Origin of the sequence: Cryobacterium sp. N22, from assembly GCF_002929555.1 — a bacterium.
In the GTDB taxonomy this organism is placed as follows: Bacteria; Actinomycetota; Actinomycetes; order Actinomycetales; family Microbacteriaceae; genus Cryobacterium.
Window position 1 is genome coordinate 116921 of record NZ_PJJP01000032.1, and the last position, 21369, is coordinate 138289.

Consider the following 21369-nt stretch of genomic DNA (forward strand, 5'->3'; position numbering starts at 1 on the left):
TGCATGGCATCGGTTAGTCACAGCGCAGCCGCGTCCAACGTTGGCAAGATTCGGTCCAACAATCAGGACTCCGGGTACGCGGGACACACCCTGTTCGTCGTGGCCGACGGCATGGGCGGACACGCCGGTGGTGACGTGGCCTCTGCCATCGCCACCAAGCGCATCATGGAGGCCGACACGGCCTACCTGTCGGCCCAGGACGCCGAGTTCGCGCTGCAGGCGGCGCTGATCGCCGCGAACTCGCAGCTGGCCGAGACCGTCTTCGAGCATGCCGAACTCACCGGCATGGGCACCACCGTCAGCGCCCTGGTGGTTCTCGACGACCAGGTCGCCATCGCGCATATCGGCGACTCCCGGATCTACCTGTTCCGCGACGGCGAGCTGTCGCAGATCACCACCGACCACACCTTCGTGCAGCGTCTCGTCGACAGTGGCCGCATCACCGAGGCCGAAGCCATGGTGCATCCGCGTCGTTCGGTGCTGATGCGGGTGCTCGGCGACGTCGAGTCCTCCCCGGAGATCGACACCTCGATCCTGGCCACCCGCGCGGGCGACCGCTGGCTGATTTGTTCCGACGGGCTCAGCGGCGTGGTGTCGAACACCGGCATCGCCAACGCCCTCAAGTCCTCGCTCGACGCGCAGGCCGTCGCCGACCGCCTGGTCAAGGAAAGCCTGGACGGCGGTGCGCCCGACAACGTCACCATCGTCGTCGTCGACATCGGCTCCGGCGGAGAACGACTTGGCGAGCCGATCGTGGTCGGTTCCGCCGCCGCTCCGCTGGCCTTCGGTGAGGAGCCGGTGCGCACCCGCGCCCCGCGCATCCCGTCGCTGCGCCTGCACCCGGTGCGCGAAACCCACTTCGAACCCGACTCCCAGGACTACCTGTCCGAGCTCATCGAGGAAGACGCACGCCGCGCCACCCGCCGCAAGGTCACCTGGCTGGCCGCCATCGTGCTGCTCATCGTGGCCATCGTCGGTGCCGCGCTGCTGGGCTACCAGTGGACGCAGAGCCGGTACTTCGTCGGCGTCGAAGGCAGCACCGTCGCGATCTACCAGGGCATCCAGCAAGACCTGGGCCCCCTCAAACTCTCCAGCGTCTACGAAGACACCAACCTGGAGCTGAACCAGCTGCGCGTCTACGACCGCCAACTGGTGGAGCGCACCATCAACGCGTCGTCCCTGGAAGACGCCAAACTCATCGTGGAACGGTTGAGCAATGCCCCGGCAGAGTAAGTCGCCCACGGATGCCCGCGAGGCCGCCCCGCAGACCGGCAAGGTCCGCCGGTTGCACCTGCCGCAGAAGCTGCGCAATCTCGAGCTGTTCCTGCTGATCCTCGCTTGCGGCATCAACCTGGGCGCCGTGGTGCTCGTGCAGCTGGGCGCGCTCGGCCAGATCGACACCACCCTGGTGCTGCTGGGCGCGAGCCTGTCCGGCCTGGTCTTCGCGATGCACATCGTGCTGCGTTTCGTCGCGCGGGAGGCCGACCCGTTCATCCTGCCCATCGCCACCCTGCTCAACGGCATCGGCATCGCGATGATCTACCGCATCGACATCGCCAACGAGGAGGCCGGCTGGGCCAGCGCCGCCGTGCGACAGACCGTGTGGAGCGGGCTGGCCATCGCCTGCGCCATCGCCGTGATCCTCATCATCCGCAACCACCGGGTGCTGTTCAGGTACACCTACGTGGCCGGTTTCGTCGGTGTGCTGCTGTTGCTGCTGCCGCTCGTTCCGGGCCTCGGCCGTGAGGTCAGCGGTGCGCGGGTCTGGATCGGTTTCGGCTCGTTCGCCACCTTCCAGCCCGGTGAGATCGCGAAGATCGCCCTGGCCGTGTTCTTCGCCGGCTACCTCGTGCGCAACCGCGACAGCCTCTCCATGGTCGGCAAGAAGTTCCTGGGGATGCGTTTCCCGCGCCTGCGCGACCTCGGCCCGATCCTGGTCGTCTGGGCCCTGTCGATGTCGGTCATCATCTTCCAGCGCGACCTGGGCACCGCCCTGCTGTACTTCGGCCTGTTCCTGGTGATGCTCTACCTCGCCACCAGCCGGCTCAGCTGGGTGCTGCTGGGCATGGCCCTGTTCCTCGGCGGGGCCCTCATCGCCAGCCAGACCCTCGAGTACGTCAACGGCCGGTTCACCAACTGGCTGGACGCGCTCAACCCGGCCGTGTACGACGCCGACGGCGGCAGTTACCAGCTTGTCCAGGGTCTCTTCGGCCTCGCCAAGGGCGGCCTGATCGGCACCGGCCTCGGCCAGGGCCGTCCGGAGCTCACCCCGGTCCCCCAGAGCGACTACATCATCGCCAGCCTCGGCGAAGAACTCGGCCTGGCCGGCATCTTCGCGATCCTGGCCCTGTACCTGCTCCTGGTCGCCCGCGGCTTCCGCATCGGCTTCGCCGGCCAGGACGACTTCGGCAAGCTCCTCGGCGTCGGGCTCTCCTTCGTCATCGCGTTGCAGTGCTTCATCGTCATCGGCGGTGTCACCCGCGTCATCCCGCTCACCGGCCTCACCACCCCGTTCCTGGCCGCCGGTGGCTCCTCCCTCGTCGCCAACTGGATCATCGTCGCCCTGCTGTTGCGATTGTCCGACACTGTGCGCAACCAACCTCGGCTGGTGGTCTAGATGAATCGTGAACTCAAGCGCGTGAGCCTCGTGGTGATGCTCATGTTCGCCGCCCTGCTCGGATCGACCTCCGTCGTGCAGGTCTTCCAAGCCGACAACCTCGCGGCGGATGACCGCAACACCCGTACCCTCCTCGACGCCTACTCCGTCGAGCGCGGCGCGATCCTCGCCGGTGGTGAGCCCATCGCCCAGTCAATGCCGGTCGACGACAACTACAAGTTCCAGCGCACCTACAGCAACGGCCTGCTCTACGCCCCGATCACCGGCTTCATCCCCGTCAACGGCGCCCCCACCGGGCTGGAGCAGGCTCTCAACGGCGAGCTCAGCGGCACCTCGAATGCGCAGTTCTTCGACCAGGTCTCCAGTCTCGTCACCGGTCAGGACCCCAAGGGCGCCTCGGTCGAGACCAGCATCGACCCGGTCGCACAACAGGCCGCCTGGGACGCCCTGGGCGACAACACCGGCTCCGTGGTCGTCACCGAACCCAAGACCGGCCGGGTGCTCGCGATGGTCTCCAAGCCGAGCTACGACCCCAACACCCTCGCCGTGCACGACAGCGCCGCGGTCAACGACACCTACGACGCCCTCGTCAACGCCCCGGGCAGCCCCCTGATCAACCGGGCCATCAACTCGCTCAACCCGCCCGGCTCGGTCTTCAAGCTCGTGGTGGTGGCCGCCGCCCTGGAATCGGGCCAGTTCACCCCCGAGAGCACCTTCCCGAACCCGCCGACCTACACGCTGCCCAATTCCAGCTCCGTCGTGATCAACTCCGGCGGCGGCACCTGCGGTTCGGGCGACACCGTCACCATCGCCACGGCGCTGCGACTGTCCTGCAACATCCCCATGGCCGAGCTCGGCCTGGCGCTCGGCGACGACGCCATCCGGGCCATGGCGGAGAAGTTCGGTTTCAACTCCGAATTCACCATCCCCCTGTCGGTCACCGCCAGTGAGTACCCCGAAGACCCCGACGACGCGCAGACCGCGCTGTCGGCTTTCGGCCAGACCAGCGTGCGTGCCACGCCGCTGCAGATGGCCCTGGTCTCAGCCACGATCGCCAATGGAGGTATCGAAATGCAGCCCAACCTGGTCGACGAGATCCTGGCTCCGGACCTCAGCGCGTTGCAGACCTTCGAACCCGTCGCCGCCGACCGCGTGCTCAGCGCCGAAACCGCGGCGACGATGACCCAGATGATGGTCAACGGGGTCCAGGACGGGGCCGCGAGCAATGCAAGAATAGACGGAGTCGACGTGGCGGGAAAAACGGGGACTGCGGAGAACGGCGCCGATGACCCATACACACTGTGGTTCACCGGATTCGCCCCCGCAGCAGATCCGCAATACGCGATCACCGTTCTCATCGAAGATGGCGGGGGACTCGGTCAGACGGGGTACGGCAATTTGCTTGCCGCACCGATAGCGAAACAGGTACTAGAGGCGGTGCTGAATAAATGAGACCCACAGCAGGGCTCACCTTCGGGGGACGATACGAGCTGCAATCCCGCATCGCCATCGGCGGTATGGGCGAGGTTTGGCAATCCGTCGACCTGGTGATCGGGCGCACTGTCGCCATCAAGATCCTCAAGGACGAATACCTGGGCGACCCCGGATTCCTCGAGCGCTTCCGCGCTGAGGCCCGGCACGCTGCCCTCGTGAACCATGAGGGTATCGCCAACGTCTTCGACTACGGCGAAGAAGACGGCAGCGCCTTCCTCGTCATGGAGCTGGTGCCCGGTGAGGCGCTCTCCACGATCCTCGAGCGCGAGCACACGCTGCCCGCCGACAAGGTCCTCGACATCGTCGCCCAGACCGCCGCCGCGCTGCACGCCGCACACGCGGCCGGTCTCGTGCACCGTGACATCAAGCCGGGCAACCTGCTGATCACGCCGGAAGGCCGAGTCAAGATCACCGACTTCGGCATCGCACGCATCGCCGACCAGGTTCCGCTCACCGCGACCGGCCAGGTCATGGGCACCGTGCAGTACCTCTCGCCCGAGCAGGCGAGTGGACGCTCGGCGTCGCCGACCACCGACATCTACTCCCTGGGCATCGTCGCCTACGAAAGCCTCGCCGGCCGGCGCCCGTTCACGGGCGAATCGCAGGTCGCGATCGCGATGGCGCAGATCAACGAGCAGCCACCACCCCTGCCCGAAACGGTCTCGGAGCCGGTACGCAACCTGGTGATCTCCTGCCTGGCCAAGAACCCGGCCGAGCGCCCCGCCTCGGCGGCGCACCTGGCTCGTGCCGCCATCGCGCTTCGCCGCGGTGACGTCGCGGCGGCCGCCGCATCCGTGCCGGCCGTCATGTCGGGCCTCACGCCCACAGCGGCCACCATGCTGATGCCCGGTGCCGGCAACGACCAGACCACCCAGCTGATGCCGGCCGCCGGCGCCGCAACACAGCCGGGCACCCGCGCTGAGGCCGCCGCCGCCGCAGCCGCTGCCGATCCCAAGAAGAAGAAGAAGCGCAGTCCCTGGACCTGGCCGCTGATCGCGCTCATCTCCATTCTCGGCCTCGTGCTGGTCGGCACCCTGGTGACGTTGTTCATGCAGCCGACCGCCACGCCGGAACCGGAACCCACGGCAAGCTCTCAGGCGCCGTCTCCGCCGAAGTCCACCCCCACTCCCACGCCGACCCCGTCATCCACGTCCGTGGAGCTTGATCAGAACGACTTCCTCGGGCTGACCAGCTCCGAAGCACGGGACAAGCTCAGCGAGCTCGGCCTGAGCGCCAACGTTGTGGCCGACAAGGCCGCACCGGAAGACGGCCAGGCCGACATCGTCTACGGCATCAACCCCACCGGGCGGGTCGCCGAGGGCACCGAGATCACGGTGCGGGTCTATTCCGACTTCGTTCCGGCCGCACCCGACGCGCCCTCAGGCACACCAACGGCCACGCCATCCACCGTCGCGCCCGCCGGCACCGTCACCGTCACTTGGCCCGGGCAGTCCTGCCCGGCCGGTCAGGATCTCTCCGGCTACGAGCTGCTCGCCGAGGGCAACGGGGTCTCCTCCCCTGCTCCCACCGGGCCGGACACGACCACGACCACCGTCACGGCCGGCACCGGCAACTTCACCCTGAAGTTCCGGTACTTCTGCGGCGAGACGGCTTCCGACTACTCGGGCGCCACCACGGTCACCGTCACGGCGCCCGTCGTGCCCAACCCGGTGCCCACCCCGGCCGCCACCACCCCCGCAGGGTAGGTACGGCCGGTGGGCGCCCGCCGGGGCCCACCGGATCTTGGCTAAAATGATCAACATTGTCCGCGAGCAGGGAGTTTTGCATTGAGTGATGAGGGCCGTCTGCTTGCAGGTCGATACCGCGTGGGGGCGTCTATCGGCCGCGGCGGCATGTCCGATGTGCACATCGGCACCGACTCCAGGCTCGGCCGCACGGTGGCCATCAAGCTCCTCAAGTCCTCACTCGCCGCCGACCCCGCCTTCCGCACCCGGTTCCGCCAGGAAGCCCAGGCGGCCGCGCGCATGGCGCACCCGACGATCGTGCGGGTCTTCGACGCCGGCGAAGAAACCATCACCGAAGACAACGGCACCGAGTCGCAGATCCCGTTCATCATCATGGAGTTCGTCGACGGGCGTCTGCTCAAGGACATCATCCGTGAGGGTCCGATCGACTCCGTCGAGGCCGTGCGTATCATCGACGGGGTCCTGACCGCCCTCGAGTACTCGCACCGTGCCGGCGTGGTGCACCGGGACATCAAGCCGGGCAACATCATGATCACCAAGGCCGGTCAGGTGAAGGTGATGGACTTCGGTATCGCCCGGGCCATCTCCGACTCGGCCACGACGGTCGCCCAGACCACCGCCATCCTCGGCACCGCCTCGTACTTCTCCCCCGAACAGGCCAAGGGCGAGTCGGTGGATGCCCGCACCGACCTGTACTCCAGCGGCGTGGTGCTCTTCGAGATGCTCACCGGCCGTCCGCCGTTCCGGGGCGACACCCCCGTCGCCGTTGCGTACCAGCACGTCAGCGAAGCCCCGGTCAAGCCCAGTTCCATCAACCCCAAGGTGTCGCCGGCGCTGGACACCGTCGTCGTGCACGCCCTGGCCAAGGATCGCTTCGGCCGGTACCAGAGCGCCGTGGAGTTCCGCAACGATGTCGAGACGGCCGGGGCGGGCCACATTCCCGTGAAACGTCCGGCCGACGATGTCGCCGGCGGCCTGTTCGGCGCGCGTCCGGAGGTGGAGTCGAGTTCGGAGCTCGCCCTCAAGCAGCTGGCCGAAGACCAGACCATGGACCGTACCCAGCGTCGCCCCCCGGTGATCTGGATCTGGGCCGGCATCGTCAGTGTCATCGTCATCGTCATCGCCGTGATGTTCTGGGCGCTGAGCCTCACCCCCAACAACGACCTGCCCGACTCGTCACGCCGGGTTCCGGTTCTCACCGGCTACAACTACGACGATGCCCAGGATGCGTTGCTCGAACTGGATCTCGCGGCCACGAAGGCCGAAGAGAGCAGTCCCACCGTAGCCAAGGACGAGGTCATCCGCACCGATCCGCCGTCCGGCACCATCGCGCCGCCAGCCACGGTCGTCAAGGTCTTCGTATCGTCTGGCGCTGAGCTTGTGGACATGCCCGACACCACCACTCAGCCGTTCTCTGCGGCCGAACCGTTCCTCACCGAACGCGGCTTCGTCTCCGGCTCGGTGACCACCGAGAACTCCGCGGACGTTCCGGAGGGCATCGTGCTGGAAACCATCCCGGCCCCGGAAGAGAAGACGCCGGTCGGCTCCACAGTGGACTTCACGGTGTCCAGCGGCCTGGTGACCATGCCCAACGTCGTCGGCCAGGCCCTCACCGCCGCCACCGCGCTCCTGCAGGCCGACAAGACGCAGCTGGAGTTGGACCTGGAGCCCGACTACACATGTGACAGCGTGGACGGCTCACCGGTCACTGAGCAGTCGCTGCCGCCCGGTGACGTGCCGCAGAAGTCTGAGGTCGTCCTCACCTACTGCGCCGGCTAACCAGCCGCCTGCGGGTCCCAACCCGCCGTTGGTCGAGCCTGTCGAGACCACGTAGGCAACACCGTCGACCCGTCACGCAGTCCTCAGGACAGGCTGCCGGGTCTCGACAAGCTCGACCAACGGATCGGAGCGCTCCGCAGGGCGGGCTTGGGGCAACTCTCAGTTGAGCTTGAGCATCGGGGTGAGATGCTTGGCCGTCTCGCGCGCCTCCGGTAAGCCGGCCAGCGCCAGCCAGTTGGCCACCATCAGGTAGCCGCCCTCCGTCAGCACCGACTCCGGGTGGAACTGCACCCCGAGGATCGGCGCCGACACGTGCCGCAGTCCCATGATCACGCCGCCCTGGGTGCGCGACGTCACGACGAGGTCGCTGGGGACGGTCCCGTTCACTACCGCCAAGGAGTGGTACCGGGTTGCCGTGAAGGGCTGGGGGACCCCGTCGTAGAACTCGCTGCCGTCGTGCGTGATCTGCGAGGTCTTGCCGTGCATGAGCTCTTCGGCGTTGGTCACTGTGGCGCCGAAGGCCTCGGCGATGGCCTGATGGCCCAGGCACACCCCGAACAACGGCAGGTTGGCCGCGAGGGCCGCTTCCACGGCCGCGATCGACACCCCGGCGTCAGACGGTTTGCCCGGTCCGGGTGAGACCAGCACCCCGTCGAACTCGGCGAGGCGGGCCGCCATCTCGGTCGCCGGGAAGGCGTCGTTGCGCACCACAACGGTCTCGGCGCCCAGCTCGCGCAGGTAGCCGTTGAGCGTGTAGACGAAGCTGTCGTAGTTATCGATTACAAGGATGCGGGTCATGGGGCGCCCACCGTCACTTCCTGATTGTTGACCATCGTGTCGACCCAGGGAAATACCCAGGTGGCGAGTGAATAGAGCACCGCGGCCAGGAGCACGAGAACGAGCAGGATGCGCACCCAGACCGGCCCGGGCATGAGGCGCCAGATTGCTGCGTACATCGGATGTTCCTTCGGTCTGCTGTGTCGCGGGTGGATGGAGGGCCGCTAGGCGGCGGGGAGCAGAGCCGCCAGCTCGGCCGGCGGACCTGCTGAGGTCGGCTGCCACGATTCGTACACACCGTAGGCGATGATCCGCTCCGCGGTGGAGAACAGCGGGTTGCAGGTGGTCAGGGCGATGAGCCGGTCCACTGCTGTGCCGTCTGGGTCGTGCGGAACCGGTGCGATGGCCTCGACGGCGCTCGGCGGCACGTACTCCAGGTCGCGGAACCTGTAGGTGTAGTAGCCGTCGGCGGTCTGCACGTAGATCGCGTCGCCCAGCTGCAGCTCGTGGATCAGGTGCATGCCGCCGCCATTGGCGCTGCGGTGGGACGCGATCGCGAAGTTACCCACCTCGCCGGGCATCTGGGTGCCCGGGTAGTGGCCGATGCCGAGGTCGGGGCTGTTCAGCACGTTCGTGCCGGTACCCTCGGCGATGGTGCGCTTGTAGGTGTCGCCGAAGCGCGGCACGTAGAGCACGGCGAAAGCCGACTGATCAGCAGGGGCCGTGGCAACCACGGGGTCGCCATACCCCGTCTCGGCCGCCGGTGCCGGGTCCGGCTTGACCTCGTCGACCCAGCCCTGACTGATCGACTCCGCCGCACGCGACTGGGAGGCGGCCATCACGGCGTCGTTCCACCAAAGCTGCCAACCGAGGAAGAGGAGCACGAGCACTCCGCCGGTGATCAACAGTTCACCGAGGACCCCGAAGACGCTCACCCGGGGACGCACCCGCGCCTTCGGCCCACGTTGGGCTCTCCGCCCGCGCAGGGCCGGAACTTCGGTCTTGGCCGGCTCGGTCATGGAGTCGATTCTAATCGGGCCGAACATGGAGATCCGCAGGTCCGCGCAGGCAGTGACGCTAGAATCGCAGGCATGGCACGCACAAATCCCCGAACCAAGCCCGCCCGCCCCGAGGCCCGCGCGGGCGAGGACGCCCCGAACGCCGTCTGGTTCAAGCCGGTGATGTTCGGTTTCATGCTCATCGGGCTGGCCTGGATCATCGTCTTCTACGTGAGCCAGGGCGCCCTGCCCGTCGCAGCGTTCGGGTCGTGGAACATCCTCGTCGGTTTCGGGATCGCCTTCATCGGCTTCCTGATGACCACCCGCTGGCGCTGAGCCCGGTTGTTCACCACCCGTTCCGCGTGAATTAACCACCCGTTCGGGTAGTCAATTACAGCCGTGTAATTATCCCCAATGTGGAAACTCCTGTGGATAACTTTCTCCCCGGGTGTGGATAACCCTGGGGAAACCGGTGCCGGACGGCCTAGATGAAGAGCTTGCTCAGGCTCAGCACCACGAGCAGCGCGGCGAAACCGCTGATCAGAACGATTTGCAAGGTGCGCTTACTGCGCTGGCGGGTCTGCACGTAGATTAGGCCGATGACCGCACCACCGATGAGGCCGCCCACGTGGGCCTGCCAGGCCACGTTGAGCCCGGGCAGGAAGCCGATCACGAGGTTGATACCCACCAGGATCAACAGTTGGGTGGCGTTGCCGCCGAGCTTGCGCTGGATGACGAGGAACGCGCCCATCAGGCCGAAGATCGCTCCGGAGGCGCCGACCACGGCCACGCGCGGGTCGGCCAGGAACAGCACGCCGAGCGAACCGGCCAGGCCACTGAGTAGGTAGAGCGTGAGGAACCGGCCGCGTCCGAGCATCCGCTCGAGGATCTGGCCGAAGATCCACAGGGTGTACATGTTCAGCAGCACGTGGAAGAAGAACCCCGTGGAGTGCACGAGGACACTGGTCAGCATCCGCCACGGTTCGAAGGCGACCGGGTAGGAGTACACGCCGGCGTAGAGCAGCCGGTTGGTGACATCGAGTCCGGGGATGAGCTGCAGAACGAAGATGGCCAGCGTCAGGGCGATGATCGAATAGGTGACCACCGGCTCACCGGCAGCGGTCATGCGGCCGAGCCTGGTTCGGGCGGCCGATTTGGTGCGGGGCGCGTTCTGGCGCTGCTCCTGCATGCACTCGGGGCAGATGACCCCCACGGCGGCCTGAGTCTGGCACTCGGGGCAGATGGTGCGCCCGCAGCGCTGACAGAGGATGAAACTCTGCCTGCCCGGATGCCGGTAACAGAAGTTGGCGGCGGTTCCGGGCAGGCTCATGAGCTGGTGGTCCTAGACCTGCTCGACGGTGATGCTCTCGATGACGACGTCGGTGAGCGGGCGGTCGCGGCCATCGGTGGGCACGGCAGCGAGCTGCTCGACGATCGCACGGGACGCCTCGTCCTCGACGGCGCCGAAGATGCTGTGCTTGCCCTGCAGCCAGGTGGTCGGCACGACGGTGATGAAGAACTGCGAGCCGTTGGTGCCGCGGCCGCCCTGGATGCCGGCGTTTGCCATGGCGAGGACGTACGGCTGGGTGAAGTCGAGCTCGGGGTTGATTTCATCGTCGAACTGGAAGCCGGGTCCACCGGTGCCCTGGCCCAGCGGGTCGCCGGCCTGGATCATGAAGTCCTTGATGATGCGGTGGAAGACAGTCCCGTTGTACAGCGGGTCGTTGGAGGTCTTGCCCGTGGCCGGGTGCTTCCACTCGATTTCTCCGGTGGCGAGGCCAACGAAGTTCTTGACGGTCTTCGGGGCGTGGTTCCCGAAGAGGTTGACCTTGATCGGTCCGAGGGTTGTATTGAGCGTTGCGACGGCAGTGTGCTTAGACATAGGGACAATTCTTGCACAGCAGGATTGTCCGAATCCGTATGCCTGTCAGGCATTCAGAGCGCTCACAGGGTATTCAGTGGCAAGATGGGCAGTGTTCACCACAAGAAACGATGGAGGGTCCAGATGAGCCTGTCACGCAAGCGCCGAAAGGAACTCACTCGTCTGCGCAAGAGCGCGGACGAACTGTGGAGTAATCAGCAGGAAGTTCTCGACCGCGCAAACGAGATCGCACGTGAAGCCGGCCGTCAGGCTGGTGTGCTCACTCGCGAAGAAGTAGTACCCCGCGTTCGCCAGGGATACGAGCACTACCTGCTCCCCGGTGTGCACGCCACCCAAGATTTTGCCGGTGGCGTTCGCCACCAGGTCACTGACAAGGTTCTGCCGGGGATCGGAACCGCACTCGGCACTGTCATGTCGGTGGGGGATATCGCCAAGGACGCGCGTATTGCCGCGCTCAACCGGGTTCGCTTCCAGAAGCCCGTCGTGGTTCAGAAGCAGGGCCTGGGTGCGGGAACGTACATCGCCATCGGTGTGGGCATCGCCGCCGCAGCCGGTGTGGCTTACGCCATCTGGCAGACCTTCCGCGCCGACGATGAACTGTGGGTCTCCGAAGACGAGTCGCTCCTTGACTCGCCGATTGAGAAGTCCACGGACATCTAGTCCGCAGCACTTTCAACAAGGCCATCGTCTTCGACGGGGGCCTTGTTGCGTGTCTTGGCGCCTATACGCCGCTTGTCTGGCGGTGGGCGAAGATCTCGTCCATGTGCGTTTCGGCCCACAGTTTGAGTCCGCGGATCGTTTGCTGCAGGGACAGGCCGATCTCCGTCAGTTCGTAGGAGACCGTCACCGGCACGGTCGGCGTGACAGTGCGCGAGATGAGGCCGTCGGCTTCCAACGACCGCAGCGTCTGCGTGAGCATCTTGGGACTGACGCCGGCCAGGGTGCGGGCGAGTTCCGAGTAGCGCATCGCTGCGGGCTCGCCCGTGCAGTCAGGGCCGCTGCCGAGCGCGGTCAGGATCAATGTCACCCACTTGTTGGAGATGCGGTCGAGCAGTTTCTGACTCGGGCAGACCGCGAGGAAGGCGTTGTACATGGCCTTGCTTTCAGCTCTGCGCTCCGCGGCCGTCATCGTTGCCATCTATCGCTCCCGCATCCGTGGGTGACTAACGCACCCGAAAGTGCCTACTTCCCGATGGGAAGTTACTTCCCCATACTGGCTCATGGCGCCGTGTGGCGCCACCTCGGTCCCTGTGAAAGGCACACTCATGACGACAACCCGTATTTCTCTTCCCGGCGGCACCTGGGAACTCGGCGACCTGACCGTCGCCCGCTTCGGCTACGGCGCCATGCAGCTCGCGGGCCCCTGGGTCATGGGACCGCCGGCGGACCGGGACGCCGCCCTCGCCGTACTCCGTGAAGCCGTCGACCTCGGCATCACGCACATTGACACCAGCGACGCCTACGGTCCCAGGGTCACCAACGAACTCATCCGGGAAGCGCTCCATCCCTATCCGGACACTCTCCACGTCGTGACCAAGGTGGGTGCGAACCGCGACGCCCAGGGCGGGTGGCCGACAGCCCGCGAGCCAGGGCAACTGCGTGAGCAGGTCGCGGAAAACCTCCAGTCACTCGGCCTCGAGACGCTCGGCCTGGTCAACCTTCGGCTCGGCAATGCCGAAGGTCCGGTGCCGGGTTCACTCGCCGAGTCGTTCCGCGCCCTCGTCGACATGCAGAAGGAGGGACTCATCCGGCACCTCGGCGTCAGCAATGCCACAGCCGAGCAGGTCGACGAGGCCAGGGCGATCGCGCCGATCGTCTGCGTGCAGAACATGTACAACCTCGCCCACCGGCAGGACGATGACCTGATCGACAGGCTCGCCAGCGCCGGCATCGCCTATGTGCCCTTTTTCCCGCTCGGTGGCTTCAGCCCCCTCCAGTCCGAGGCTCTCTCGGCGGTCGCACTACGGCTGGACGCGACCATCATGTCCGTCGCCCTGGCCTGGCTGCTGCAGCGTTCACCCAACATCCTGTTGATTCCGGGCACGTCCTCTCTCGCCCACTTGCGGGAGAACCTCACCGGCGCCGCTCTCGTGCTGTCCGCCAATGACGTCGCCGAACTGGACAAGATCGGCAGCTGACGTGCAGACGGGCCTCGGTGCGTATCCTCCGCTGCCGAGGCCCTACGCACTGCTCGCCGACTGAGCAGCCCCTCCACCAGTCGAGCTGCGACACCCGGGCACGTCACCGGGTCTCGACAAGCTCGACCAACGAGCGACGCACGACACCCAGACACGTCGCCACCGCCCAACCGGAACACAACCATCTCCGCTGGTCAAGCCTGTCAAGACCCCGCCAGACGACCCCGCGACCGACACGCATGCGGGTCACCAGGTCTCGACAAGCTCGACCAACGAGCGGGCGCGACACCCAGACACCTCGCCACCGCCCAATCGGAACGCCACCATCTCCGCTGGTCGAGCCTGTCAAGACCCCGCGAGACGACCCCGCGACCGACACGCATGCGGGTCACCAGGTCTCGACAAGCTCGACCAACGAGCGGGCGCGACCCCCAGACACGTCGCCGCCGCCCAATCGGAACGCGACCATCTCCGCTGGTCGAGCCTGTCGAGACCCCGCCAGACGACCCCAAAACCCACCACGCACGTCACCGGGTCTCGACAAGCTCGACCAACGAGCGACGCACGACACCCAGACACGTCGCCGCCGCCCAATCGGAACGCGACCATCTCCGCTGGTCGAGCCTGTCGAGACCCCGCGAGACGACCCCGCAACGCACCACGACCAACACTCAGGTCACCGGGTCTCGACAAGCTCGACCAACGAGCGGCGCGCGACCCGCGGTGGGGGCTAGGGGCCGGAGTAGGCGTGCAGGCCGCCCTGGGCGGCGCGTGAGCGGATGCGCGGCCGCGGCTGGTGTATCGGGGCGTTCAGCTGCTCCCGGTCGAGGAGAACGCGCCTGGGGGCCGGGGGAGTGGGTCGCGCCCGGGGAGCCGGAAACACAAAACCCCCAGCCGGTGAAACGGGTGAGGGCGGTACCTCGGGATTACTGTGGAGCCACGGGGAATCGAACCCCGGACCTCCTGCTTGCAAAGCAGGCGCTCTACCAATTGAGCTATGGCCCCGAACCGGATCCTCACGGAATGAAGATCTGGTGGAGATGTAAGGCTATGAAAGTACTACGTGGGGATACCGGGATTTGAACCTGGGACCTCTTCGTTATCAGCGAAGCGCTCTAACCAACTGAGCTATATCCCCCCATTGGGCAGGTTTCAGACTAACGGAAACTGGCGAAAAGTCCCAATCGAGGCCGCGAGCGACCTGCGATTGGGAACACATCCATCAGTTGTTGGTGAATCCGACGAGCAGGCCTCCGGTGACCTTGACGCTCAGGTTGTACAGAACGGCGAAGATCGCGCCCAGGGCGGTCACGACGACGGCGTTGATGATGGCGACGACCACGGCGAAGCCCATCACGTTGCCGATCGACAGGATCGTCGTGAGCTCAGACGCGCTCCCGGCGATATCCGTGTACAGGGCATCGATCTGGGTGAAGATGCCGGTTCCGTTGAGCACCGTGAAGGTGAGGAACGTGGCGACGATGGTCACCACGGCCAGGCACACGGCGATCAGGAAGGACAGCTTGACGGCCGACCAGAAGTCGATGTAAACGAGCTTTAGACGTACCTGCTTGGACGACATTGCACCCCGACTCGACTTTTTGGCCAGTTTCTCGGCAACACTACTCATCTGCTGATTCTACTTTCCCCGAATCGCTCTCGGTGGCCGCCGCCTCGATTTCCAGGGCGACCAGATTGCGTTCGGTGTTCTTCGCGATGGCGATGATTCGATCTTCGGTCGCGAACTTTGCAAAAACGACGCCCATGGTGTCCCGGCCCTTGGCCGGCACTTCGGCGACGTCAGAGCGTACCACCTTGCCGCTGGCAAGAACCACAAGGACTTCGTCCTCCTCGTCGACGATGAGCGCGCCGACGAGATCGCCACGGTCCTCGTTCAACTTGGCCACCTTGATGCCCAGTCCGCCACGGTTCTGCAGGCGGTACTGGTCGGCGGAGGTGCGCTTGGCGTAGCCGCCCTCGGTGACGACGAACACGAAACCGTCGTCGGAGACCACGGAGGCGTCCAGCAGAGTGTCCTGCCCACGGAAGTGCATACCGATCACGCCGGAGGTGCTGCGGCCCATCGGGCGCAGGGCCTCGTCGGAGGCGGTGAACCGGATGGACATGCCCTTCTTCGACACCAGCAGCAGGTCGGAGTCCTCGTCGACGAGCAGCGCGGAGACGAGTTCGTCACCCTCGCGCAGCTTGATCGCGATGATGCCGCCGGTGCGGTTGGTGTCGTACTCGCTGAGCGCGGTCTTCTTGATCAGGCCCTCGCGGGTGGCCAGGGTGAGGTACTGGGCCACGCCGTAGTCCCGGATGTCCAGGATCTGGGCGATTTCCTCGCCCGGCTGCAGTGCGAGCAGGTTGGCGACGTGCTGGCCCTTGGCGTCCCGGCCGGATTCCTGCGCCTCGTAGGCCTTGGCCCGGTAGACCCGGCCGGTGTTGGTGAAGAACAACAGCCAGTGGTGGGTCGTGGTGACGAAGAAGTGCTCGACCACGTCGTCGGCGCGCAGCTGGGCGCCCTTGACGCCCTTGCCACCGCGGTGCTGGTTGCGGTAGTTGTCGCTGCGGGTGCGCTTGATGTAGCCGCCGCGGGTGACGGTGACCACCATCTCCTCTTCGGGGATGAGGTCCTCGACCGACATGTCGCCGTCGAAGCCGAACATGATCTCGGTACGGCGGTCGTCGCCGAACTTGTCGGTGATCTCGCCGAGTTCGGTGCTCACGATGGTGCGCTGGCGCTCGGGGCTGGCCAGGATCGACTTGAACTCGACGATCTGCAGTTCGAGCTCGGCGGCCTGGTCGATGATCTTCTGGCGCTCGAGGGCGGCCAGACGGCGCAGCTGCATGGTCAGGATGGCGTCGGCCTGGAGCTTGTCGACCGTCAGCAGGTCCATCAGGCCCTCACGGGCGTCGTCCACGGTGGGGGAGCGGCGGATCAGGGCGATGACCTCGTCGAGCGCGTCGAGCGCCTTGAGGTAACCGCGCAGGATGTGCGCATCCGCCTCGGCCTTGTTCAACCGGAACTGGGTGCGGCGCACGATGACGTCGATCTGGTGCGACACCCAGGCGGTGATGAAGCCGTCCAGGGCCAGGGTGCGCGGGATGCCGTCGACGATCGCGAGCATGTTCGCGCCGAAGTTCTCCTGCAGCGGGGTGTGCTTGTAGAGGTTGTTCAGCACGACCTTGGCCACGGCGTCGCGCTTGAGCACGATCACCAGGCGCTGGCCGGTGCGGCCGCTGGTCTCGTCGCGGATGTCGGCGATGCCGCTGATCTTGGCGTCCTTGACCAGGTCGGCGATCTTGATCGCCAGGTTGTCGGGGTTCACCTGGTACGGCAGTTCGGTGATGACCAGGCAGGTGCGACCCTGCAGCTCCTCGATGCTCACCACGGCGCGCATCGTGATGGAGCCGCGACCGGTGCGGTAGGCATCCTGAATGCCCTTGATGCCCAGGATCTGAGCGCCGGTGGGGAAGTCAGGGCCCTTGATGCGCTGGATGAGCGCTTCGAGCAGCTCTTCGCGGCTGGCATCGGGGTTCTCGAGGTACCACAGGGCGCCGGCGGCCACCTCGCGCAGGTTGTGCGGCGGGATGTTGGTGGCCATACCGACGGCGATGCCGACGGAGCCGTTCACCAGCAGGTTCGGGAAGCGGGCGGGCAGCACCGTGGGCTCGAGGGTGCGGCCGTCGTAGTTGTCCTGGAAATCGACGGTGTCTTCGTCGATGTCGCGCACCATCTCGAGGGCCAGCGGGGCCATCTTCGTTTCGGTGTATCGCGGGGCGGCGGCGCCGTCGTTGCCGGGGGAGCCGAAGTTGCCCTGGCCGAGGGCCAGCGGGTACCGCAGGCTCCACGGCTGAACCAGGCGCACGAGGGCGTCGTAGATCGAGGAGTCACCGTGCGGGTGGAACTGGCCCATCACGTCGCCGACGACGCGGGCGCACTTGGAGAACGCCTTGTCGGGGCGGTAGCCGCCGTCGTACATGGCGTAGATCACGCGGCGGTGCACGGGCTTCATGCCGTCACGCACGTCCGGCAGCGCGCGGCCGACGATGACGCTCATGGCGTAGTCGAGGTAGGAGCGCTGCATTTCCAGCTGCAGGTCGACCTGGTCGATCTTGCCGTGCTGGGTGAGGTGCGCGGCTGCTGCCGCGATGCTGGCCGCGTCCGGGGCGTCCGGCGTGGTGCCTGTGGTGTCGTCAGATGTCAAGGAAACGCACGTCCTTCGCGTTCTTCTGGATGAAGTTGCGTCGGGATTCGACGTCTTCGCCCATCAGGGTGGAGAAAATCTCGTCGGCGGCTGCCGCGTCGTCCAGGGTCACCTGGAGCAGGGTGCGGGACTCGGGAGCCATCGTGGTTTCCCACAGCTCCTTGTAGTCCATCTCGCCCAGGCCCTTGTAGCGCTGGATGCCGTTGTCCTTGGGGATCCGCTTGCCGGCGGCCGCGCCGTCGGCGAGCAGGGCGTCCCGCTCGGCATCCGAGTACACGTACTCGTGGGCCGAGTTGGACCACTTGAGCCTGTACAGCGGCGGCTGTGCGAGGTACACGTAGCCGAGGTCGATCAGCGGTCGCATGTACCTGAACAGCAGGGTGAGCAGCAGGGTGGTGATGTGCTGGCCGTCGACATCGGCATCGGCCATCAGCACGATCTTGTGGTACCGCACCTTGTCCTGGTTGAAGTCCTCACCGATGCCGGCGCCGAACGCCGTGATCATCGCCTGCACTTCAGCGTTGCCGAGCGCGCGGTCGAGCCGGGCCTTCTCCACGTTGAGGATCTTGCCGCGCAGCGGCAGGATCGCCTGGGTCTCGGGGTTGCGGCCCTGTACGGCGGAGCCGCCGGCCGAGTCGCCCTCCACGATGAAGATCTCGGATGCGGCGGGGTCCTTGCTCTGGCAGTCCTTGAGCTTGCCGGGCATGCCGCCGCCCTCGAGCAGGCCCTTGCGTCGGGCGGTCTCGCGGGCCTTGCGGGCTGCCATGCGGGCGGTCGCGGCCTGCAGCGACTTGCGGATGATCTCGCGGGCCTGAACCGGGTTGCGGTTGAACCAGTCGGAAAGCTGGTCGCTGACGACCCGCTGCACGAACGACTTGGCCTCGGTGTTGCCCAGCTTGGTCTTGGTCTGGCCCTCGAACTGCGGTTCGGCGAGTTTGATCGACACGACGGCGGTCAGGCCTTCGCGCACGTCGTCGCCGGAGAGGTTGTCGTCCTTTTCCTTCAGGATGCCTTTTTCACGCGCGTACTTGTTCACCAGGGTGGTCAGCGCCGCGCGGAAGCCCTCTTCGTGGGTGCCGCCCTCGTGGGTGTTGATGGTGTTCGCGTAGGTGTGCACGCTCTCGGTGTACGCGGTGGTCCACTGCATGGCCACCTCGAGGGCGATCTTCTTTTCGGTGTCCTCGAATTCGAAGGAGATGATCTCCTCGTTGACCAGGTCGGCCTTCTTGGTGCGGTTGAGGTAGGCCACGTAGTCCATCAGGCCGTGCTCGTACATGAAGCTGTTGCTGAGCGGCTTGTCCTCGGCGTCCAGGCTGTCCGCACGCTCGTCGGTGAGCGTGAGGCGCAGGCCCTTGTTGAGGAACGCCATCTGCTGGAACCGCGCGCGCAGGGTTTCGTAGTCGAAGACGATCGTCTCGAAGGTCTCCGCGCTCGGCCAGAAGGTGATCGTGGTTCCGGTCTCGTCGGAGACCTCGTCCTGGTGCAGCGACTCGTTCGGCACACCGTTGTGGAAGCTCTGCCGCCACACGTGACCCTGCCTGCGCACCTCGACCTCGAGGCGGCTGGAGAGGGCGTTGACCACCGAGCTGCCCACGCCGTGGAGTCCTCCGGAGACCGCGTAACCGCCGCCGCCGAACTTTCCACCGGCGTGCAGCACGGTCAGGACCACCTCGACGGTGGACTTGCCTTCCGCCTTGTGAATGTCGACGGGGATGCCTCGACCGTTGTCCTGCACGCGCACGGCGCCGTCGGGAAGGATACGGATGTCAATGGTGTCGCAGTAGCCGGCCAACGCCTCGTCGACGGAGTTGTCGACGATCTCGTAGACCAGGTGGTGCAGACCGCGTGGACCGGTTGAACCGATGTACATTCCTGGTCGCTTGCGAACAGCTTCAAGGCCTTCGAGAACCTGGATGTCTTCTGCGCCGTAAGCGTGCTGCTCCGGCTCAGTTTTCGGTTCAATTGTCATGTGAAATTGGGCTCCTGACCGTCGCACAGGCGACCCCTCAGCCTACCAAACACCCCAAGCCCCAACGGCCAAAACCGCCGTTTGACGCGTTTTATTCGAAGGGTTGACCTGTTTTGGCTACCTAGCCGTAGGTATCGCGTGGACCACGCCCTGGGATTGATCTGGGACCCTTTTTCCAGGAGGGAGCGTTGGGTCCCTGAAAACGAATTGCGGCGATGCCGGCATCCGGGAACTTTTGCATGATCTGCGTCATGATTTCCACGCGCATCATGCGCAGCTGGGTCGCCCATGCCGTCGACTCGCAGTGCACGGTCAGGATGCCCTCGTCGATGCCGGCCGGGGTGGAGTGTTTCGCGGTTTCCTCACCGGCGAGTTCGATCCAGGAGCCGAGCAGGTCGGACTGGGCCATCGGAGAGTTCCAGCCCAACTGCGCGGTGAGCGAATTGATGGTCTCGCCCAGTCCCCGCGGGTCCCGGCCGGCGCCGAACGGCACGCTGGAGCCGATTTGGGGGCTCGCCTTCCGCCTGGCGCGGATGCGCTTCGCGTTCGGGTCGCCGAAGACATCCTTGAATCGGAGGTAGACCTTGGCGGCTTCGCTGTGTTCAGCCATGGTCGGCTCCGCTCTCCACCTCGGGCGCGTCAACGACTGCGCCGGCGTGGATGTGGATGGCGTGCGCCGCGAGCACCGCTGGGACGTCTTCGAAGACGGCGGCGGTGATGAGCACCTGTTCGTACCCGGTGACGGCTTCGGCCAGGCGGCGGCGGCGGGATTGGTCGAGTTCGGCGAACACGTCGTCGAGGATCAGCACCGGGTCGCCGCTGGAGGAATCGCGTCGGAGCAGCTCGGCCGACGCGAGTTTGAGGGCGAGCGCGAAGGACCAGGATTCGCCGTGACTGGCATACCCCTTGGCGGGCAGGTTGTTGAGTTCGAAGACGAGGTCGTCGCGGTGCGGTCCGGCCAGGGTCATGCCCCGGTCCAGTTCCTTGCGGCGCAACCCGGCCAATGCGGTGCGGAAGGTGTCGGCCGTGCCGGAGCCGGAGCCGACGTTCGGGGGCGCGACGGCGGGGGAGCCGGTCTCGTCGGCTTCCTCGTCGGCGCCGAGAATGCTCAACGAGGCCACCAGGTTCGGCCCGTGATCCGCGCCGGCCACCGACTTGTAGGCGTTGTGCAGCGGCGGCATCAGCTGGGCCACGAGATCCGCGCGCGCATCGATGATCTCGGAGCCCAGCGCCACCAGTCGTTCATCCCAAATGTCGAGGGTGCCCAGCTGGGTGGTCTTCAGGCCGGATGCCCTGGCGGATTTGAGCAGGGTGTTGCGCTGTTTGAGCACCCGGTCATAGTCGGCCAGCACCCCGGAGAACCGGGGGTTACGCAACACGAGCAGTTGGTCGAGAAAACGTCGACGGCCGGACGGGTCGCCGCGCACGAGGGCCAGGTCTTCCGGAGCGAACAGCACGCTGGAGAAATAGCGGGGGAGTTCGCGGGTTTTGATGACCGACTTGTTGATCTGTGCCCGATTGAGTCCAGACCTGTTGATCTGCACCTCGGCGAGGATGTCCCGGCCGTTGTACTCGAGGCGGGCGCGGATGATCGCGGAGTCTTCGCCGGAGCGCACCATCGCCCCGGTCTGGGACACCCGGTGCGAGCTCAGCGTGCTGAGAAAGCCGAGCGCTTCGACCAGATTGGTCTTGCCTTGGCCGTTGCGGCCGACGATCAGATTGGGTCCGGCGCCGAAGGGAACCTCGGCTTCCGCATAGTTGCGGAAGTCAGTGAGGGAGAGGTGTGTGACCCGCACTC

19 protein-coding genes and 2 tRNA genes are annotated in these 21369 nt (G+C 66.1%); 8 read left to right on the plus strand and 13 right to left on the minus strand.

The features are described 5' to 3' along the window. Positions 1-3 precede the first annotated feature (3 nt). From CXY76_RS08045 to pknB, 5 genes are all read left to right on the plus strand, one after another. Positions 4-1233 (plus strand): PP2C family serine/threonine-protein phosphatase, encoded by a 1230-nt coding sequence (locus CXY76_RS08045; protein WP_104163718.1) that lies wholly within the window; start codon positions 4-6, stop codon positions 1231-1233. Next, positions 1217-2617, plus strand: a complete 1401-nt coding sequence (locus CXY76_RS08050) for an FtsW/RodA/SpoVE family cell cycle protein (protein ID WP_104163719.1) — start codon at positions 1217-1219, stop codon at positions 2615-2617. The genes CXY76_RS08045 and CXY76_RS08050 overlap by 17 nt, the downstream gene beginning before the upstream one ends. Then, positions 2618-4069 (plus strand): penicillin-binding protein 2, encoded by a 1452-nt coding sequence (locus CXY76_RS08055; protein ID WP_104163720.1) that lies wholly within the window; start codon positions 2618-2620, stop codon positions 4067-4069. Further along, complete coding sequence (locus CXY76_RS08060) at positions 4066-5817, plus strand: protein kinase (protein ID WP_104163721.1); 1752 nt, start codon at positions 4066-4068, stop codon at positions 5815-5817. Before CXY76_RS08055 ends, CXY76_RS08060 begins: the two co-directional genes overlap by 4 nt. Positions 5818-5898: 81 nt before the next feature. Continuing rightward, positions 5899-7596: a Stk1 family PASTA domain-containing Ser/Thr kinase gene (gene pknB / locus CXY76_RS08065; RefSeq protein WP_104163722.1), complete on the plus strand. Its 1698-nt coding sequence runs from the start codon at positions 5899-5901 to the stop codon at positions 7594-7596. 159 nt (positions 7597-7755) lie between these two features. Here pknB and CXY76_RS08070 read toward each other — a convergent pair whose 3' ends face one another. From CXY76_RS08070 to CXY76_RS08075, 3 genes are read right to left on the minus strand one after another with little or no spacing between them, the layout of a single operon-like run. Further along, on the minus strand, positions 7756-8394 hold the full coding sequence (locus CXY76_RS08070) for an aminodeoxychorismate/anthranilate synthase component II (protein WP_104163723.1): 639 nt from the start codon (positions 8392-8394) through the stop codon (positions 7756-7758). Further along, positions 8391-8552, minus strand: coding sequence for a hypothetical protein (locus CXY76_RS19530; RefSeq protein ID WP_199190233.1), 162 nt, complete (start codon positions 8550-8552; stop codon positions 8391-8393). The genes CXY76_RS08070 and CXY76_RS19530 overlap by 4 nt, the downstream gene beginning before the upstream one ends. Positions 8553-8597: 45 nt before the next feature. Next, positions 8598-9392, minus strand: coding sequence for a class E sortase (locus CXY76_RS08075; RefSeq protein WP_104163724.1), 795 nt, complete (start codon positions 9390-9392; stop codon positions 8598-8600). Between the two features lie 72 nt (positions 9393-9464). Between CXY76_RS08075 and CXY76_RS08080 the strand changes: the two genes are divergently transcribed. Beyond that, positions 9465-9707 carry a cell division protein CrgA gene (locus tag CXY76_RS08080; RefSeq protein WP_104163725.1) on the plus strand — a complete coding sequence of 81 codons (243 nt, stop codon included), beginning with the start codon at positions 9465-9467 and terminating at the stop codon, positions 9705-9707. Positions 9708-9855: 148 nt separating this feature from the next. Here CXY76_RS08080 and CXY76_RS08085 read toward each other — a convergent pair whose 3' ends face one another. Together CXY76_RS08085 and CXY76_RS08090 are read right to left on the minus strand one after the other, a co-directional pair. Continuing rightward, positions 9856-10701, minus strand: a complete 846-nt coding sequence (locus CXY76_RS08085; protein WP_104163726.1) for a rhomboid family intramembrane serine protease — start codon at positions 10699-10701, stop codon at positions 9856-9858. A 12-nt stretch (positions 10702-10713) separates the two neighbouring features. After that, positions 10714-11253, minus strand: coding sequence for a peptidylprolyl isomerase (locus CXY76_RS08090; protein ID WP_088454789.1), 540 nt, complete (start codon positions 11251-11253; stop codon positions 10714-10716). 123 nt (positions 11254-11376) lie between these two features. On the opposite strand from CXY76_RS08090, the gene CXY76_RS08095 reads away from it, so the two are divergent. After that, positions 11377-11913 (plus strand): hypothetical protein, encoded by a 537-nt coding sequence (locus tag CXY76_RS08095; protein WP_104163727.1) that lies wholly within the window; start codon positions 11377-11379, stop codon positions 11911-11913. Positions 11914-11974: 61 nt separating this feature from the next. Here CXY76_RS08095 and CXY76_RS08100 read toward each other — a convergent pair whose 3' ends face one another. After that, complete coding sequence (locus tag CXY76_RS08100) at positions 11975-12391, minus strand: helix-turn-helix domain-containing protein (RefSeq protein WP_104163728.1); 417 nt, start codon at positions 12389-12391, stop codon at positions 11975-11977. A 127-nt stretch (positions 12392-12518) separates the two neighbouring features. Between CXY76_RS08100 and CXY76_RS08105 the strand changes: the two genes are divergently transcribed. Continuing rightward, positions 12519-13391, plus strand: a complete 873-nt coding sequence (locus CXY76_RS08105) for an aldo/keto reductase family oxidoreductase (RefSeq protein WP_104163729.1) — start codon at positions 12519-12521, stop codon at positions 13389-13391. 932 nt (positions 13392-14323) lie between these two features. On the opposite strand, the gene CXY76_RS08110 is transcribed toward CXY76_RS08105, so the two are convergent. From CXY76_RS08110 to recF, 7 genes are all read right to left on the minus strand, one after another. Next, positions 14324-14396 (minus strand) — tRNA-Ala (locus CXY76_RS08110). A gap of 59 nt (positions 14397-14455) precedes the next feature. Beyond that, positions 14456-14529, minus strand: a tRNA-Ile gene (locus CXY76_RS08115). Between the two features lie 84 nt (positions 14530-14613). Beyond that, complete coding sequence (locus CXY76_RS08120; RefSeq protein WP_104163730.1) at positions 14614-15021, minus strand: DUF3566 domain-containing protein; 408 nt, start codon at positions 15019-15021, stop codon at positions 14614-14616. Next, a complete protein-coding gene (gene gyrA / locus CXY76_RS08125) occupies positions 15014-17548 on the minus strand; it encodes a DNA gyrase subunit A (RefSeq protein ID WP_233199654.1) in 2535 nt (844 codons plus the stop codon). Before gyrA ends, CXY76_RS08120 begins: the two co-directional genes overlap by 8 nt. Positions 17549-17591: 43 nt before the next feature. Next, positions 17592-19571: a DNA topoisomerase (ATP-hydrolyzing) subunit B gene (gene gyrB, locus CXY76_RS08130; protein ID WP_104163732.1), complete on the minus strand. Its 1980-nt coding sequence runs from the start codon at positions 19569-19571 to the stop codon at positions 17592-17594. Positions 19572-19692: 121 nt separating this feature from the next. Continuing rightward, positions 19693-20181, minus strand: coding sequence for a DUF721 domain-containing protein (locus CXY76_RS08135; RefSeq protein ID WP_104163733.1), 489 nt, complete (start codon positions 20179-20181; stop codon positions 19693-19695). After that, the gene (recF, locus tag CXY76_RS08140; RefSeq protein ID WP_104163734.1) at positions 20174-21367 is read right to left on the minus strand and encodes a DNA replication/repair protein RecF; all 1194 of its coding nucleotides are present in this window, start codon (positions 21365-21367) and stop codon (positions 20174-20176) included. The genes CXY76_RS08135 and recF overlap by 8 nt, the downstream gene beginning before the upstream one ends. Positions 21368-21369 lie beyond the last annotated feature (2 nt).

Coding starts and splice junctions, on each gene's coding strand:
- CXY76_RS08045 (WP_104163718.1), top strand. CDS start 4: ATGGCATCGGTTAGTCACAGCGCAGCCGCGTCCAACGTTGGCAAGATT.
- CXY76_RS08050 (WP_104163719.1), top strand. CDS start 1,217: ATGCCCCGGCAGAGTAAGTCGCCCACGGATGCCCGCGAGGCCGCCCCG.
- CXY76_RS08055 (WP_104163720.1), top strand. CDS start 2,618: ATGAATCGTGAACTCAAGCGCGTGAGCCTCGTGGTGATGCTCATGTTC.
- CXY76_RS08060 (WP_104163721.1), top strand. CDS start 4,066: ATGAGACCCACAGCAGGGCTCACCTTCGGGGGACGATACGAGCTGCAA.
- CXY76_RS08070 (WP_104163723.1), bottom strand. CDS start 8,394: ATGACCCGCATCCTTGTAATCGATAACTACGACAGCTTCGTCTACACG.
- CXY76_RS19530 (WP_199190233.1), bottom strand. CDS start 8,552: ATGTACGCAGCAATCTGGCGCCTCATGCCCGGGCCGGTCTGGGTGCGC.
- CXY76_RS08075 (WP_104163724.1), bottom strand. CDS start 9,392: ATGACCGAGCCGGCCAAGACCGAAGTTCCGGCCCTGCGCGGGCGGAGA.
- CXY76_RS08080 (WP_104163725.1), top strand. CDS start 9,465: ATGGCACGCACAAATCCCCGAACCAAGCCCGCCCGCCCCGAGGCCCGC.
- CXY76_RS08085 (WP_104163726.1), bottom strand. CDS start 10,701: ATGAGCCTGCCCGGAACCGCCGCCAACTTCTGTTACCGGCATCCGGGC.
- CXY76_RS08090 (WP_088454789.1), bottom strand. CDS start 11,253: ATGTCTAAGCACACTGCCGTCGCAACGCTCAATACAACCCTCGGACCG.
- CXY76_RS08095 (WP_104163727.1), top strand. CDS start 11,377: ATGAGCCTGTCACGCAAGCGCCGAAAGGAACTCACTCGTCTGCGCAAG.
- CXY76_RS08100 (WP_104163728.1), bottom strand. CDS start 12,391: ATGGCAACGATGACGGCCGCGGAGCGCAGAGCTGAAAGCAAGGCCATG.
- CXY76_RS08105 (WP_104163729.1), top strand. CDS start 12,519: ATGACGACAACCCGTATTTCTCTTCCCGGCGGCACCTGGGAACTCGGC.
- CXY76_RS08120 (WP_104163730.1), bottom strand. CDS start 15,021: ATGAGTAGTGTTGCCGAGAAACTGGCCAAAAAGTCGAGTCGGGGTGCA.
- gyrB (WP_104163732.1), bottom strand. CDS start 19,571: ATGACAATTGAACCGAAAACTGAGCCGGAGCAGCACGCTTACGGCGCA.
- CXY76_RS08135 (WP_104163733.1), bottom strand. CDS start 20,181: ATGGCTGAACACAGCGAAGCCGCCAAGGTCTACCTCCGATTCAAGGAT.